The sequence below is a fragment of the Dehalobacterium formicoaceticum genome (genome assembly GCF_002224645.1).
GTDB lineage: Bacteria > Bacillota > Dehalobacteriia > Dehalobacteriales > Dehalobacteriaceae > Dehalobacterium > Dehalobacterium formicoaceticum.
Map to the genome: position 1 here is coordinate 1,867,752 of NZ_CP022121.1, position 15,719 is coordinate 1,883,470.

The window sequence follows — 15,719 nt, forward strand, 5'->3', positions numbered from 1 at the left end:
TAATTAAAACTGAGAGGAATGGTGAAATGTTTCAGATTTCTGCTCCAATACGTTCCCATCGTGCCCTGCGACCGGACATCTTTTTTCTGGAGCTAGAAGCTCCGTCTATAGCCGAAAAGGCACAGCCAGGACAGTTCGTACATATCAAAGTAAGTGAGGGTTTTGATCCCTTGCTCAGAAGGCCCTTCAGTTTGCATGAAATAAAGGGTCAAGAGGGAACACTGGGGGTTCTTTATCAAGTGGTGGGCAAGGGGACTAAACTCTTAAGTCAAAGACAGGCCGGAGAGGAGATTAATCTCTTGGGTCCCCTGGGGAAAGGCTTTTCCTTAAATTTTTCCGGAGATCATGGGGTGCTTTTGGGAGGCGGCATAGGAGTCGCCCCTCTTTTTCCCCTGGCAGAAAGCTTGATATCAGCCGGGAAAAAGGTCACCGTGCTTTTGGGGGCCAGGTCCGAAGGATTAATTTTAAGCAGGGAGAAGTTTTCTGGCCTGGGCTGCCGGGTGCTCGTGACCACAGATGATGGCAGCCTGGGGGAAAAAGGGAATGTGATTGAACTTTTGAAAAAATATCTTACAGATCATCCGGTGGACTTTCTTTATGCCTGCGGTCCGGAAATTGTCCTGGCTCATGTGGATCGGCTGGGAGTCGCAAGAGGGATTCCCGGCGAGGTCTCCCTGGAGGCCATGATGGGATGCGGCGTAGGTGCTTGCCTCAGCTGTTCCTGCGCCCGAAAAGATGAAAATGAAACAGGGAAGAAATATGCCAAGGTATGCTCTGACGGACCGGTTTTTTCCTTTGGGGAGGTGCAGATTCATGGCCGTTAGTCTTAAGGTCAATATCGGCGGTTTAGAGATGCAGAACCCGGTCACCACCTGCTCCGGCACCTTCGGATTTGGGCCGGAATATGCTCCTTTTATGGATTTGAACCGGCTGGGTGCCATTACGGTAAAAGGAACAACCCTTGAACCCCGGCCCGGAAATGCGCCTCCGCGGTTGGTGGAAACTCCGGCGGGTATTTTAAATTCCGTGGGTTTGGAGAATCCCGGCGTGGATTCCTTGATCACAACAACCATGCCTTATTTAAGAAATTTTCAGGTACCGGTGATTGTTAATATTGCGGGAAATTCTTTGGAAGATTATCAGGAATTAGCAGCACGGTTGGAGGGGGTACCGGGGATTTCCGCTCTGGAAGTGAACATATCCTGTCCCAACGTAAAAAAAGGGGGCATGGCTTTTGGCACGGACCCCTGCGCTGCCCAAGACGTGATATCCGGCGTGAAAAAGAATACCTCCCTGCCCGTGATTGCCAAGCTTTCTCCCAATGTGACAGATATCGTTGCTATGGCTCAGGCGGCTCAGGCCGGAGGAGCAGATGCCCTTTCTTTGATTAATACCCTGCTGGGTATGGCCATTGATATTGAGCAAAGGAAACCGATTTTGGCCAATATCATGGGCGGGCTTTCCGGACCGGCCGTGAAGCCGGTGGCGGTGCGTATGATTTGGCAGGTCAGTCAGGCGGTATCTTTGCCTATTATCGGAATGGGGGGGATTACCAATTGGCAGGATGCGGTGGAAATGATCTTGGCCGGGGCTACCGGTGTGGCCGTGGGGACCGTTAATTTCATCAATCCCCGTGCCGCGATAGAGATCATCCAAGGGATCGAAGGCTACCTGGAACAGCATGGCTATCAGGATGTGAATGAAATCGTCGGGCTGGCATGGAAAAGGCAGCAAGGGTAAAGCAGAAAGCAGAATGTAGAAAGTAGAAAGCAGAAAGCAGAAGGCACAAAGCGGAAAATGGAAAGTAGACAAGGAAAGCAGAAGTTTAAGGAAATATAGAAGTTCAAGGGAAAGGGTGTTGAAAATGAAAGAAAAATTAATTGTTGCCCTTGATGTGTCAACTCGTGAGGAAGCCCTTCGTTTGGCGGAACAGCTATGGGACAAGGTCGGGGCCTTCAAGGTAGGGATGCAGCTCTATAATAGCGTAGGCCCGGATATTGTCAAGGATATTCAAGCCCTCGGAGGCAAGGTTTTTGTGGATTTAAAATTTCATGATATCCCCAATACCGTCAGTCAGGCCTCCCGGATCATTACGGGAAAAGGAGCCTTTATGTTTACCCTTCATGCCTCAGGCGGGAAGGAAATGATGGAAAAATCCGCCCTTGCCGTGCAGGAAACAGCTGCGGAGATGAAGATTACCAACCCCATTGTCCTGGCGATTACGGTTTTAACCAGTATCAGCCAGGAGGTTTTTCAAAATGAAGTAGGCATTCAAAGACCCATTGAAGACCAGGTGGTAGAATGGGCAAAATTAGCCCAAAATTCAGGGATTGACGGGGTGGTGGCTTCCCCCAAGGAAATTTCCGCTATCCGCAAGGCCTGCGGACCGGATTTTGTCATTGTCACCCCGGGCATCAGACCCCTCTGGGCTGCTTCCAATGACCAGAAAAGAATCATGACGCCAAAGGAAGCGGTGCAGCTGGGTGCTACATATTTGGTGGTTGGTCGTCCTATTACAGCCCAGGAAAAGCCGGGAGAAGCGGCTCAAAAAATCGTTGCAGAAATGGAGGAAGGGATTCATGCTTAATCAGGAACAAGCTTTAGCAATATTTAAAAAATCAGGTGCTTTGCTGGAAGGCCATTTTTTGCTCACCTCCGGCAAACACTCTGACCGTTATGTCCAGTGCGCCCAGGTACTTCAGTACCCGGAGGATACATCCGCCTTATGTGAGGAAATTGCCCGCCGTTTCAAGGATGACCAAGTGGACCTGGTGATTGGACCTGCCATGGGCGGCATCTTGGTCGCCTATGAAACCGCCCGCCATTTAGGGGTGAAGAATATTTTTGCGGAACGGGAAAACGGCTCTATGACTCTGCGCCGAGGATTTTCCATTCAACCGGGACAAAGGGTATTGGTCGTTGAGGACGTCATCACCACCGGGGGATCTGTGCAAGAAGTGATTGATCTGGTTCAGGCACAGGGAGGTGTGGTTGTCGGCGTTGGCGTCCTGGTTGACAGGAGTGGCGGCAAAGCAGATTTTGGCGTACGAAAAGTTGGAGTTATTACCATGGAAGTTCCTGCCTGGGAACCGGAGAGCTGTCCTCTTTGCAAAGAAGGGACACCGGCAGTGAAACCGGGCAGCAGGGGGCTGAAATAAGCATAGACTAATGATTTTTGTTATTAATTAAATAAAGGAAAATAAGAGAATCCGTCGAATATTAACTAAATGTTAATTAAATCTTAACATTTCTTAACAAATACGCATCAATATTCATCAAATCTTAACAAAATTCGTGCAAAAAGATTCAGCAATGATTGAGGACGGAGGACAGAAATGCAGGAACTGATTTTCGGCCTGATTGGCGGAACTGCTTTATTGATGTATGGTGTTGATAAGATGGGAGACGGTCTGGAAAAGGCATCCGGTCCATTAATGAAAAAAATCTTGGCTGTTCTTACCGGTAATGTCTGGAGCGCTTTTTTGGTCGGAACCTTATTAACGGCATTGGTGCAAAGCAGTACCGCTATCACGGTGCTTACCGTTGGCTTTGTCAATGCCGGTCTCTTGAAGCTGCCACAGGCGGTAGGTATCATTTACGGCGCGAACATCGGTACAACCCTCACCGCTCAGCTGATGGCCTTCAGTTTTAAATTTAAATTAACGGATATCGCCCTGCCCGTTGTGGGCATTGGTTTTGCCCTATCATATTTTGCCCGCCGGGATGTTGTCAAGCATTTAGGGAATGCTTTGATGGGCTTCGGCTTGATGTTTCTGGGCCTGAAAATTTTAAATTCCGGGATTCCCATTATGAGAGAAAGTGAAACCCTGCGTTATTTCTTTGCTAACTATGCTTCCATTCCGATAGTGGGAATATTTCTGGGCGCAGCGGCTACTGCCATGGTCCACAGCAGCAGTGCCACGGTGGGTCTGGTGATGGTTTTAGGCATGGCAGGGATCTTAGATTTAAAGACGGCAGTTCTAATTATGCTGGGTGACAATATTGGGACGTGTATCACTGCCCAGCTGGCCAGTATGACGGGAAATATTCATGCGCGCCGTACAGCTTGGGCTCATACCATCTATAATATTTTTGGTGTGACTGTGGTGGCATTGATGCTGCCCTGGTTTTTGACGATTATCCATAGTTTCACCCAATACATGCAGCCGGGGGCAAATATCAGCGCCGAGATTGCCAACTCCCATACCCTTTTTAATATCTTCAGCGCCTTAGTCTTTCTGCCTTTGACCAAGTATTATGTAAAGTTTCTGGAAACGGTCATTCGCGGCAGGGATGAAGGTACTTCCGTGCATCTGGATAAATTGCTTCTGGATACCCCGGTTGCGGCAATTAAAGCAACCCAGTCGGAGATTATTCGGGCAGCTGAGATTACCCGTAAGATGGTGCTGAATGTTATGGATAGCTTTTATACCGGTGATACCGGTAAGTTTGCTCAGTTAAGACGGGATGAGGAAAAAGTCAATAAGCTTCAGCATGATATTACTGCTTATATGGTGGAATTATCCAAACGTCCCATGCATGAATCCCAATCAATCATGATTCCTGCTCTGATCAACAGTATCAATCATTTGGAACGGGTGGGGGACCATGCGGAGAATTTTATTAGTCTCGCTACGTCAAAAAATGAGCGCCATCTTCAGTTTAGCGAGAAAGCGGTCCAGGAGTTAAAAGAGATGGAAACCGCCATTATGGAAATGTATGATAAGTCCATTCAGGCAGTGAATGAAAACGATCCGACCATCGTTCTGGAAGTATATGAACTGGAAGAGAAAGTGGACGAAATCGCTGCCCTGCTAGTGCAAAAGCATATCCAGCGGTTGGAAGCGGGGAAATGTACTGTCGAAGCCGGTGTCATCTTTATTGATATCGTCAACTACCTGGAGAGAATTGCCGACCATGTCTATAAATTCTGCCGGGAAATTTCCGTTGAATTTAAAGAACCGAAGAAAATAGATTAGTCATTTAATTATTGAATCATTTAATCAGATAATCAGTTAATCAGAATACCAGTCGAAAAGAAGTCATATCTTTTAGGCTGGTAATTTTCTTATTAAAGGGTTAAAATACGAAGACAAGAAATTTTTTGATCAGGGAGGGGCAATCATGTCATATATTGATGAAATACTGGCATTTAATAAGGAATTTGTCGAAAGCAAGCAATATGAAACTTTGGCTACGACAAAATTCCCCAATAAGAAAATAGCGGTACTTTCCTGTATGGATACCAGGCTTACGGAATTACTGCCGGCAGCATTGAACTTTAAAAATGGTGACATTAAAATCATTAAAAATGCCGGAGCGATGATTTCCCATCCCTTCGGCAGCGTCATGCGCAGCTTATTAGTAGCTATCTATGAATTGGGCGTTCAGGAAATTATGGTCATCGGTCATTATGACTGCGGTATGCAGGGTCTTGGGGCATCCAAGTTGATCGAGAAAATGAAGGAGAGAAATATTTCCCAAGATAAAATCGATATGGTTCAATATGCTGGCATTGATCTCCATAAATGGCTGAAAGGCTTTGATGACGCTGAAGCATCTGTCCAAGAAACCGTTCACATTATCAGAAAACACCCATTTATCCCGGCAGATGTTGGTGTTTATGGCTTTATGATGGATCCGGTAACCGGTAGACTTGCAAAGCTTGCGCCTGAAGTAGAGCGGATGGAATAAAAGCATAAATGAAAAAGTGAACTCGTTCAGCTAAAGCTGAACGAGTTCACTATCTTGTTGAAGATCATTTGATTTTTCATATAAAACTATCCCTCCATGCTCAATTTCTTGAAGAATCAAGGAATTTGGTTCTATATGTGATTTATCAATTAAGTCTACATTCTTCCTCAAGATATTAACAAGATGCTCCAGTAATCCAACAAAATCTAGCCCTCGCAATCGTCCATCGGTATCAATATATAAGTCAATATCACTATTGTTTGTTACATTATTTCTAGCGTAAGAACCAAATAAAACGGCTTTTTTTGACCGGATACGCCTTAAAAACGGGAATAGTTTTTTCTTGTACCTCTTTAAATGACATAATGTTCTCAGCCATTTAATACACACCTGCGTTCCCTTTTTCATCATATTTTATTAATTCACAAGATTGCATTTTTATTGTAGTACTCCAATCCGGACTTTCTAATTCTGCTCATCTTGTTCTTGCTCTTGTTTCAGGGAGTCAGATTGCTCCGGGGTGACAAACAAGGTTTTTTGTTCAAAATAGATCACCATCCCCGGTTTGGCCCCACTGGGTTTTTTCACCTGACTTACCAGGGTGTAATCCACAGGAACCTGGGCGGAATTTCGAGCCTTGCTGTGGTAAGCCGCTAGTCTCGCCGCCTCTTCAATGACGGCAAAGGGAATTTCTTCACCGGGCTTACGCCGGATAATTACGTGGCTCCCCGGAATATTCTTTGTATGCAGCCACAGATCATCTTTCCGAGCCATTTTTAAGGTTAATAAATCATTTTGTTTGTTATTTTTCCCTACTAAAATGGTATAATTGTCCTGTGTATAAAAGGTATGAGGCGGGGCTGGGGTGCTCTTGTTTTTTGGTTTCTTCCTGGTATGTTTTTCTTTGAGATAAGAGGCTTCCACCAGCTCGTTTCTGATTTCCTCCAGATCATTAGTGTTTTGAGACTGCTCCAGAGAGGTCAGCACGGAAAAAAGATAATCCAATTCCTCCTGGTTTTTTTCCATTTGTTTCTCAATTAATATCTTGGATGATTTCGCCTTATTATATTTTTTATAGTAGAATTGAGCGTTTTCCGCCGGTGAAAATGTGGGGTTCAGCGTCACCCGAAGGGTCTTTCCCGGTTCATACAGATTATCCAGCACCGCTTCATCCATTCCTTTGGATAATTGATACATATTGGCAGTGATCAGATCTCCCAAGAGACGATAGTAGTCCATCTCCTCTGTTTCCAGCAGCTTTTCCCTTTGCAGGGCCAGCTTTTTTTCTACCCTTTCGGTTTCATTGCCCACAACCTTGATTAACTCTCTTTGCCGGGCGGAAAAAAGCTCACTTTGTTCCTGGCGCCTAAAAAAGAAATCCAGGGCTTCACTCATCTGGGGAAATTCCAGCGGGCGGTATTGACCAAATTGCAGGAGCGGGATAAAGGAAAAATCGATGGGCTTATCCCCATCCAGGGCCACATTGGGCTGAAACTGCTGATTGCTGAAAGGGGCGGTGATTTCATTTTGCGCCTGCCAAAGGCGAATTAATTCGTATTCTCCCAGCTCGTCTATGATCGTGCTTTCAGGCAGCTGGGCGCGATAAATGATCTCCTGGGCCAAAAGGGGCGAAAAACCGGCGAGAATCTGCACCAGTCCTTTCTTTACTTTGGTGTTTAAAGGCAAAGCCAGCAGGGTTTGAGCAAAAGTTTCTTCATTGATGGTAAAGGGATCCAGTTTCTGCTGTTCCGGAGGAGCGATATAAGTTCTGCCCGGTAAAACTTCCCGATGCCGGGAGACTAGATGGGTATATCTTTTAATGCCGTCCAGGACTGAATTATTCTCCGGGTCGATTAATAAGATATTACTGTGTTTGCCCATGATTTCAACGACCAGGGTTTTTTTGCTCAGTTGGCCGATTTCGTCGTAGGCTTCAACAGAAAGATGGAGCACCCGGTCCAGTCCCTGTTGTTCAATGGCGATGATGCGTCCGCCTTCCAGATGTTTTCTTAGCACCATACAGAACATGGGCGGGGTCATGGGGTTCTCTTTCGTATCAGTGGTGAGGTGGATACGGCCTGCCAGTGGATGGGCCGATATCAATAATTGGTGGCTGTCGGCACCTTTGCGGATCTTAAAGAGCACTGTGTGCCGCTCCGGTTGATAGATTTTCACGATTTTACCAAAGATAATTTTATCCGTCAGTTCTTTTTGGATGGTGCACATAACTAAGCCGTCAAAAGGCATAAAATTTCCCTCCAAGAAAATAAATGATTCAAAAGATAGTATATCATAGGCGGAAATCCAATTCCAGGGTAATCAAAAGCAGTTAAAAAAATAATAAAAGCCGAGAATTTATGCGAAAAGAAGAGGATTTTGATGGGTAGGAGTAGAATGATCAAGAGTATGGAAATAATAAGGGAGAAAACAAGCAAAACTTTCAATTGTTAGAGAAGGTTTCTGATGAAAGGATGACGGCTTTGGTAAGAAGTATGACCGGTTATGGCCGGGGTGCAGGGTCTTCCGCTAATCAAATGATTACGGTGGAAGCAAAATCAGTGAATCATCGATATTTGGAAATTGTCGTGCGCATGCCAAAACAGCTCCTTCCTCTGGAAGAGCGCATTAAAAAACTGGTGCAGGAGAAAGTCACCCGGGGTCGGTTGGATCTGTTCCTGACCCTGGAGAAAACCGGGGATCAAAAAAATTTAGTCAAGGTTGACAAGGAAATAGGACTGGCGTATTATAAGGCCTTAAAGGAATTATCATCCCTTTGCCAGATTGGGGAAGAAATTAATTTAGCACAGCTGGCACAAATGCCGGGTGTTATTATGATCGAGGAAGAAAAAGAGGATCTGGAAGCGATATGGCCGGGGATAGAAGAAGCCGTCATCCAGGCTTGTCAGGAATTGGTGACTATGAGGACTGGGGAAGGGGAGAAATTAGCCCTGGATCTCAAAAATAGGGGCAGGGACATTTTAGACTATGTCCGTCAGATCGAAGAGAGAAGTCCTTTGGTGGTTCAGGAATATCAGGAGAAATTGACCCAAAGAGTGCAGGAATTATTAGGAGAAATTCAGATTGATGAGAGTAAACTGGCATCTGAGGTCGCCTTTTTTGCCGATCGGGCTTCCATTACGGAAGAACTGGTGCGCTTGAAGAGCCACCTGAGTCAGATGAATTTATTTTTAGACAGCAACGATGCAGTAGGCCGGAAGCTTGATTTTTTAGTGCAGGAAATGAATCGGGAAATTAACACCATCGGGTCGAAAGGGAATGATCTGGCCATTAATCGTGTCGTGGTAGAAGTAAAAAGCGAACTGGAAAAAGTCCGGGAACAGGTACAAAATCTGGAGTAAGAAACGGGGGTGAATTTTGTGGCTGTTCCAGAACTAACGAACGAGGATCGGAACAATGCCTTGGCGAAAGCCCAGGAGATGCGCAGCAAAAGGATGGAAATCAGGAAACAATTAAAATCAGGCCAATTAAAGCCGGCAGAAGTTTTAGATCATGCCGGGGATGATGTTGTTGCCCGTATGAGGGTGAAATATCTTCTGGAGTCTTTACCCAAAATAGGGAAGGTTACGTCCAGGAAAATCATGGAGGAAATCGGCATCGACGAATCCCGAAGAATACAAGGCTTAGGTCCGAAACAGAAGGCAGTCCTGCTGGAAAAATTAGATATTAAATAAAGAAAAGAGGAGGCGTGCAAGATGGATATTAAGCTGATTAACATTGGCTTTGGGAATATTGTTTCGGCCAATCGGATTATCGCCATTGTCAGTCCGGAATCTGCACCGATTAAACGGGTGATTCAGGAGGCCCGGGATAAGGGTACCCTGGTAGATGCCACCTATGGCAGAAGAACGAGAGCAGTGATCATCACTGATAGTGATCATGTGGTTTTATCGGCGGTGCAGCCGGAAACGGTGGCCAACCGCTTATCCAGCAAAGACGAAATTTCAACTAATCAAAATGAGGAATCGGGGGATTAAAGTGCTTCCCTTAAAAGATAGAGGACTGCTGATAGTGATCTCCGGACCATCCGGTGTGGGCAAGGGAACGGTCTGTTCATACTTAAGACTGGAACATCCGGAATTAGCCTTTTCTATCTCGGCCACAACCAGACCTCGACGTAATAGCGAAGTGGACGGGGAGAATTATTTTTTCATGTCCCGGGAAGAGTTTATGGTACGGAGGGAAAATGGGGATTTTCTGGAATGGGCTGAGGTTTATGGAAATTTATACGGCACCCCCCGCTGGGCAGTGGAAGCAACCTTAGCCCGAGGGCAAGATGTAGTACTGGAAATTGACATCCAGGGGGCTTTAAAGGTCAAAGAAATTTTTCCGGAGGGCGTTTTTATTTTTCTCCTGCCTCCTTCCAAAGATGAACTGGAAAAAAGAATCAAAGGAAGAGCTCAGGACAGCCCGGATACCATCCGCTACCGGCTCTCCTGTGTGGATCAGGAGTTAGCCGTTATAAACGAGTATCAATATGCCATTGTTAATGGACAGGTGGAAGAGGCAGCTTCAGAAATCAAGGCGATTATATCGGCAGAAAAATGCCGTATCTCAAGATACAAGGAACTTGAGTATTGGAAGGGAGGGAACACTTGTGATTAAACCGTCTTTAGATGAATTAATGGAAAAGGTGGATTCCAAATATACCCTGGTAGAGATTTGTGCCCAAATCGCCCGGCGCATTACAGAAGAGGAAATGGAACAGGAAAATAACCGTCCTAGGATGAATCCGGTCTCATCAGCCCTGTGGGAAATAGCTGACGGCTATGTTACCTGGGAACGGACGAAAACATCCGGGATAAAATAAAAATTGGAGGAATCATCATGGCAGATGGGAAAACCATCGTCCTGGGTGTTACCGGTGGTATTGCCGCCTACAAGGCGGCAGATCTGGTGAGCCGTTTGGTCAAGGACAGATGCCAGGTTCATGTGATCATGACCGAGGCAGCTACTCAGTTTGTCAGTCCCTTGACCTTTCGCACCCTCTCGGGCAACCCGGTATCAACAGATTTGTTTTCCGAACCGGGGACTTGGAACGTGCGTCATATTTCCCTGGCGGAAAAGGCCGATTTGATGGTCATCGCTCCGGCTACGGCCAATATCATCGGTAAGATCGCCCAAGGTATTGCCGATGATATGCTTTCCACAACCGTTATGGCAGCACGATGCCCGGTGCTGATCGCACCGGCCATGAATGTCAATATGTATCTGAATCCTATTGTCCAGGAAAATATTCGTTCCTTGGAAAAACACGGGTTTTATTTTATCGGACCGGCTGCCGGCCATTTAGCCTGCGGTACCCAAGGACAAGGACGCATGGTAGAGGCGGCGGTGATCCAGGAAAAAATCATGGATCTGTTTCTGGGGAAGCATGATTTTGCCGGCAAGAAAATATTAGTTACCGCCGGTCCCACCAGAGAATATCTGGATCCGATTCGCTTTCTGACCAATCGCAGTACCGGAACCATGGGCTATTCCCTGGCCAAAGCTGCGGCTTGCCGCGGGGCCGCAGTGCATTTAGTGACGGGTCCTACCTGTTTGGCGGATCCCCTGGGCATAAAAATCACCAAGGTAGAGTCGGCCCGGGAAATGCAGGCGGCTGTGGAAGAGATCTTTCCGGAGATGGATATTGTGATCAAAACAGCCGCGGTGGCGGATTATCGTCCGAAAATAACGGCCAATCAAAAAATCAAGAAAAAAGATGGGGACCTGTCCCTATCATTGGCAAGAAACCCTGATATTTTGCTGGAGCTGGGACGAAAGAAAAAACATCAGATTTTAGTGGGATTTGCCGCAGAAACAGAATCACTCTTGGAATATGCCCAGGAAAAAATGATAGCGAAAAATTTGGATTTAATCGTGGCCAATAATATTAAGGAAGAGGGCGCGGGATTTGGCACCACCACCAATATTGTGACGATTATTACCAAAGAGGGCCAGATGCACCGATTACCCCAAATGACAAAGATTGATACAGCTCATGCTATTCTTGATCACCTTAGAATGCTGGCTGAATAAAATAAGGGAGATGACATCCTTGAAGAAACTCTTTACCTCAGAGTCGGTCACAGAAGGCCATCCTGATAAAATGTGTGACCAAATATCAGATGCAGTCTTAGATGCGATTATTGAAAAAGACACCTATGCCAGGGTAGCCTGTGAAACTACTGCCAACACAGGTTTGATTTTAGTTTCCGGAGAAATCACGACCAAGTGTTACGTTGATATTTCCACTATCGTCCGGGAAACGGTGCGGGAGATTGGTTATACTCGGGGGAAATTTGGTTTTGATTGTGATACCTGCGCTGTGCTCACCTCTATTAACGAACAATCCCCAGACATTGCCATGGGGGTAAACAAATCCTTAGAGGCAAAAACAGATGATGGAGAGAGTTCAGCTATGGATAGCCTTGGTGCCGGAGACCAGGGGATGATGTTTGGTTATGCCACCAATGAGACTCCGGAATATATGCCCTTGGCCGTAAGTTTAGCCCATCGGCTAACGAAAAAATTATCCGAGATGAGAAAAAGCTGTGCGCTTTCTTACCTTCGTCCCGACGGTAAATCTCAGGTTACAGTGGAGTATGACAATGATAAACCGGTACGGATCGATACTGTGGTGGTTTCTACCCAGCATGACCCGGCGGCGTCTTTGGAATTGATCAGAGCGGATATTATTGAAAAGGTTATCAAAGTTGTGATTCCCCCGGAACTTCTGGATGAAAAGACCCGCTACTATGTTAATCCCACCGGGCGCTTTGTAATCGGCGGACCCATGGGAGATGCCGGGTTAACGGGCAGGAAGATCATTGTTGATACCTATGGAGGTTACGCCCGTCACGGGGGCGGCGCATTTTCCGGGAAAGATCCCACCAAGGTGGACCGTTCCGCTGCTTATGGTGCCCGGCATGTGGCGAAAAATATCGTGGCCGCAGGTTTAGCAGAACGTTGTGAGATTCAGTTGTCCTACGCCATTGGGGTGGCCCAACCCATATCCATTGCTGTGGAAACATTTGGCACGGGGAAATTGGATGAAGAAAAAATGGTGGCCCTGATTCAAAAGCATTTTGACCTCACACCGGCAGGATTTATCAGAGAGTTGGATCTGCTGCGTCCTATTTATAAGCAAATTGCCGCCTATGGTCATTTTGGCCGTCCTGATCTGGATTTGCCCTGGGAACGTCTGGATAAGGTGGAAGCACTGAAGGAAGACGCAAAAAACATGTAGTCAGGGAACCAGCAGCCCGCAATAAAGATAAGAAGCGCACATTGCTTTCATTATTAAAAATAGCCTTGCAGGAAGGCTATTTTTTTTGATTCTATGATAATTATCCTTTGTCGGGAAAGAATAAGATCATCTAGAACATGAGAAAGGGAGGAAAAGAGGATGTTTTTTAAAGGTAAAGCAGGGAAAAAGAGATTTTCCGAGCGAATGCACCTGGTGAGCAATTTATTAGGTTCTGCCTCCAAGGAAAATTTGGATGGAATTTCTGAACCGACGGAAGCGGCCAAGGTGGAGGTTCCCGATCAGGTAAACTTGAAATCAGACGATTGATGATGATCGTCATATCGAAAAAAACGAAAAAAAACACCAGGGACAAAGGATCGGTTCATGTCTCTGGTGTTTTTCCAGTGCTGTTTTAATGCTGTTTTTTTTACAGTGCCTGGCCGCAGTTATTGCAGAATTTTGCTCCCGAAGCCGATTTTTGTCCGCAAGCGGGACAAGTAATCGTGGCTTCCCCGGTATCTCCCCCTGTCTCGGCAGGTGATTCATCTTCCTTGTGCAGCTTATCCTCACGGAGCTTTTCTTCAATGACCAGGATTTGGTTTTCCAACTCAGCGATTTCTGCGAATACTTTGGCTAAATCTTCTTCGCTAGGGGGAACACTTTGCTTATGAGCGAAGTAAACCAGTTCACCGATGGCGGCTTTTTTGTCGGTGATGTCACCTTCCAGCTGGTTTTTCTGCAGTTTTAATTTCCCTATTTCCACTAAGTCGGCAGATTTGTTCCCGATAGATGTGGCCGTGTCCATTACCGTTTCACTTAACTTTTTTAAAAAACTCATAAGACAACCACCTTTCTGTTTTTATTGATTTATGTGTACCAAATGAATTACCTAACGTAATAGGGCGCCTTTACTTATTTGTTACCGCCAAAGAAATCACCGATACCGATATTACCCAAAAGACTCCCCTCATCCTTGCTTCCTTTTTTGCCTTTCATGCTGGATAAAACCAGACCGACAATCCGGTTGAAGGGAAGGGACTGGAGCCATACGGTGCCAGGTCCGGTCAAAGTAGCCAAAGCCAGTCCTTCGCCGCCAAAAAAGGCTGTTTTTACATTGGTGAACTCAATATTGTAATTAATTGTAGAAGTCATCGCCACCAGACAGCCTGTGTCCAGCCGCAAAGTTTCTCCCGGTTTTAATTCCTTTTTGGTAATGGTTCCCCCGCTATGAATAAAGATGTTTCTTTCCCCAATTAATCTTTGCATGATGAAGCCTTCTCCCCCAAAAAGAGCGACTCCAATATTTTTCTGAAAGGCAATTTCTATTTGGGTACCTTTCTCGGCACATAAGAAGCTATCCTTTTGACAGATGATTTGACCGCCGTATTCTGCCAGATTCAAGACAATGATCTTGCCCGGATAAGGAGCTGAAAAGGAAACTTTAGCGGATACCTGCCCATGGTTGGTAAACATGGTCATAAAGAGACTTTCTCCCGTCAGGACGCGTTTGCCAGCGGAGAAAAGTTTACCCACCAGGTCTTTCCCTTCTTTGCCGGAACCGTCGCCGAAGATCGTTTCCATCTGGATGCCCTGCTCCATATACATCATGGCACCGGCTTCAGCAATAATGGATTCACCTGGTTCCAAGTCAATCTCAACGAATTGCATTTCATGACCTTCGATGGTGTAAGACGCTCTGCCGTCCGGACGTTGAAAGGAGTCTCCTTGGGGCTGGGGTTGAGATAAGGGTTGAGGTTCAAAAGTTAGGGCAGGGGGGGTCAGTTTGTTGCCGCAGCTTTGACAAAATTTGCTGCCATCAGGATTTTGAAAACCACAGTCGGAACAAAAGATGCTCATCTTTATACTCCTTTCCGAAGTCAAAATAAGGATTATTTTGCCATGACTTCCCTTGATATTAGATTATCACGCCTTTAAATATTGTCAATATTTTTTTAGGTATCTGAATAAAAATCGGGAAACGAAAAAAACAGCAGGTATCTAAGTTTTATAAAAATGTGAATTTTGAGCACATTGGTTAGGTAAATCGGTGAGCTTTATTATTGTGTCTAATTTTTACGCAAACAAAAAACCGGGTTCATCTGGAACCCGGTTTTCTCTTATTTAGAACCGCGATATGGATATCGTGGTTTTCTACCTTTTCTTCAATTATATTAAGACGAGTAATTATACTATCCAGCTTGTCGGAGTTTTGCTTATAACCGTCAAACAGGGCTTCGATCTTAGGCTTAAGCTCATTTTCCAATCTCACAATGTCATTTTTATTGGCTTTCTGGTCTAGTTTGTTATTAAGCTCATCAAATTTATCATCAATTTTCTCAAATCTTTCATCGATTTTCCCAAATTTTTCATCGATTTTCTCAAATCTTTCATCGATTTTCTCAAATCTTTCATCGATTTTCTCAAATCTTCCTGAAAATTCGATGTACATCTTTTCAATTAGGGATAAGATCTTTTCATCGTTATTCATCGCTATACTCCTTTTCTTAATCATCTACCAAAATTTAATAAAGCTAACAGCTTTTTCTGCTTGCAGTTGGCTAAAAAGGTTCTGAGTAAGTAATATGGACTGTATCTGAGTAAACCACCTCTCTGGAGTCAAAATAAGGATCTTTTTGCCATGACTTCCCTTAATATTAGATTATCATGCCTACAAATATTGTCAATGTGTTTTTTTATAAAAGCAGCAGATATCTCTCATAATTGGCTCTTCTTTTAAATAAGTATAACAACCACCATATTGATGGATATTGCAATA

19 protein-coding genes are annotated in these 15,719 nt (G+C 45.3%); 14 read left to right on the top strand and 5 right to left on the bottom strand.

Annotation, left to right across the window (positions count from 1 at the left end; all coding sequences use genetic code 11):
• The first annotated feature begins 26 nt into the window (after positions 1-26).
• The 6 genes from CEQ75_RS09070 to CEQ75_RS09095 all read left to right on the top strand — a co-directional run bounded on the left by CEQ75_RS09070 (position 27) and on the right by CEQ75_RS09095 (position 5,694).
• On the top strand, positions 27-824 hold the full coding sequence (locus CEQ75_RS09070; protein ID WP_089610047.1) for a dihydroorotate dehydrogenase electron transfer subunit: 798 nt from the start codon (positions 27-29) through the stop codon (positions 822-824).
• Positions 814-1,740, top strand: coding sequence for a dihydroorotate dehydrogenase (locus tag CEQ75_RS09075; RefSeq protein ID WP_089610048.1), 927 nt, complete (start codon positions 814-816; stop codon positions 1,738-1,740). Before CEQ75_RS09070 ends, CEQ75_RS09075 begins: the two co-directional genes overlap by 11 nt.
• A gap of 124 nt (positions 1,741-1,864) precedes the next feature.
• Positions 1,865-2,587, top strand: a complete 723-nt coding sequence (gene pyrF, locus CEQ75_RS09080) for an orotidine-5'-phosphate decarboxylase (RefSeq protein WP_089610049.1) — start codon at positions 1,865-1,867, stop codon at positions 2,585-2,587.
• Positions 2,580-3,158, top strand: coding sequence for an orotate phosphoribosyltransferase (gene pyrE, locus CEQ75_RS09085; RefSeq protein ID WP_089610050.1), 579 nt, complete (start codon positions 2,580-2,582; stop codon positions 3,156-3,158). Before pyrF ends, pyrE begins: the two co-directional genes overlap by 8 nt.
• A gap of 177 nt (positions 3,159-3,335) precedes the next feature.
• A complete protein-coding gene (locus CEQ75_RS09090) occupies positions 3,336-4,979 on the top strand; it encodes a Na/Pi cotransporter family protein (RefSeq protein WP_089610051.1) in 1,644 nt (547 codons plus the stop codon).
• Between the two features lie 145 nt (positions 4,980-5,124).
• Positions 5,125-5,694: a beta-class carbonic anhydrase gene (locus CEQ75_RS09095; protein ID WP_089610052.1), complete on the top strand. Its 570-nt coding sequence runs from the start codon at positions 5,125-5,127 to the stop codon at positions 5,692-5,694.
• Between the two features lie 30 nt (positions 5,695-5,724).
• Here the strand turns inward: CEQ75_RS09095 and CEQ75_RS09100 are convergent, their stop codons facing one another.
• Positions 5,725-6,105, bottom strand: a complete 381-nt coding sequence (locus tag CEQ75_RS09100) for a nucleotidyltransferase family protein (RefSeq protein ID WP_157677388.1) — start codon at positions 6,103-6,105, stop codon at positions 5,725-5,727.
• 54 nt (positions 6,106-6,159) lie between these two features.
• Complete coding sequence (locus tag CEQ75_RS09105) at positions 6,160-7,941, bottom strand: Rqc2 family fibronectin-binding protein (RefSeq protein ID WP_089610053.1); 1,782 nt, start codon at positions 7,939-7,941, stop codon at positions 6,160-6,162.
• 224 nt (positions 7,942-8,165) lie between these two features.
• Between CEQ75_RS09105 and CEQ75_RS09110 the strand changes: the two genes are divergently transcribed.
• The 8 genes from CEQ75_RS09110 (at position 8,166) to CEQ75_RS18330 (ending at position 13,270) form a co-directional block, all read left to right on the top strand.
• A complete protein-coding gene (locus tag CEQ75_RS09110) occupies positions 8,166-9,053 on the top strand; it encodes a YicC/YloC family endoribonuclease (RefSeq protein WP_338032013.1) in 888 nt (295 codons plus the stop codon).
• A gap of 18 nt (positions 9,054-9,071) precedes the next feature.
• Positions 9,072-9,386: an integration host factor, actinobacterial type gene (gene mihF, locus CEQ75_RS09115; protein WP_089610054.1), complete on the top strand. Its 315-nt coding sequence runs from the start codon at positions 9,072-9,074 to the stop codon at positions 9,384-9,386.
• 21 nt (positions 9,387-9,407) lie between these two features.
• Entirely contained in the window at positions 9,408-9,689 is a 282-nt protein-coding gene (gene remA / locus CEQ75_RS09120) for an extracellular matrix/biofilm regulator RemA (RefSeq protein ID WP_089610055.1), read from the top strand.
• Positions 9,670-10,317 (top strand): guanylate kinase, encoded by a 648-nt coding sequence (gene gmk / locus CEQ75_RS09125; RefSeq protein WP_089610056.1) that lies wholly within the window; start codon positions 9,670-9,672, stop codon positions 10,315-10,317. The genes remA and gmk overlap by 20 nt, the downstream gene beginning before the upstream one ends.
• A complete protein-coding gene (gene rpoZ, locus CEQ75_RS09130) occupies positions 10,310-10,522 on the top strand; it encodes a DNA-directed RNA polymerase subunit omega (protein WP_242965433.1) in 213 nt (70 codons plus the stop codon). The genes gmk and rpoZ overlap by 8 nt, the downstream gene beginning before the upstream one ends.
• A 17-nt stretch (positions 10,523-10,539) precedes the next feature.
• Positions 10,540-11,733: a bifunctional phosphopantothenoylcysteine decarboxylase/phosphopantothenate--cysteine ligase CoaBC gene (gene coaBC, locus CEQ75_RS09135; RefSeq protein WP_089610057.1), complete on the top strand. Its 1,194-nt coding sequence runs from the start codon at positions 10,540-10,542 to the stop codon at positions 11,731-11,733.
• Positions 11,734-11,743: 10 nt separating this feature from the next.
• A complete protein-coding gene (metK, locus tag CEQ75_RS09140; protein WP_089612575.1) occupies positions 11,744-12,943 on the top strand; it encodes a methionine adenosyltransferase in 1,200 nt (399 codons plus the stop codon).
• Between the two features lie 159 nt (positions 12,944-13,102).
• Positions 13,103-13,270: a hypothetical protein gene (locus CEQ75_RS18330; RefSeq protein ID WP_157677389.1), complete on the top strand. Its 168-nt coding sequence runs from the start codon at positions 13,103-13,105 to the stop codon at positions 13,268-13,270.
• A gap of 100 nt (positions 13,271-13,370) precedes the next feature.
• On the opposite strand, the gene CEQ75_RS09145 is transcribed toward CEQ75_RS18330, so the two are convergent.
• The 3 genes from CEQ75_RS09145 to CEQ75_RS18630 form a co-directional block, all read right to left on the bottom strand.
• Positions 13,371-13,781, bottom strand: coding sequence for a zinc ribbon domain-containing protein (locus CEQ75_RS09145; protein WP_089610058.1), 411 nt, complete (start codon positions 13,779-13,781; stop codon positions 13,371-13,373).
• 74 nt (positions 13,782-13,855) lie between these two features.
• Positions 13,856-14,800, bottom strand: a complete 945-nt coding sequence (locus CEQ75_RS09150) for a TIGR00266 family protein (RefSeq protein ID WP_089610059.1) — start codon at positions 14,798-14,800, stop codon at positions 13,856-13,858.
• Between the two features lie 238 nt (positions 14,801-15,038).
• Positions 15,039-15,431 (bottom strand): hypothetical protein, encoded by a 393-nt coding sequence (locus CEQ75_RS18630; protein ID WP_198306677.1) that lies wholly within the window; start codon positions 15,429-15,431, stop codon positions 15,039-15,041.
• Positions 15,432-15,719: the final 288 nt, after the last annotated feature.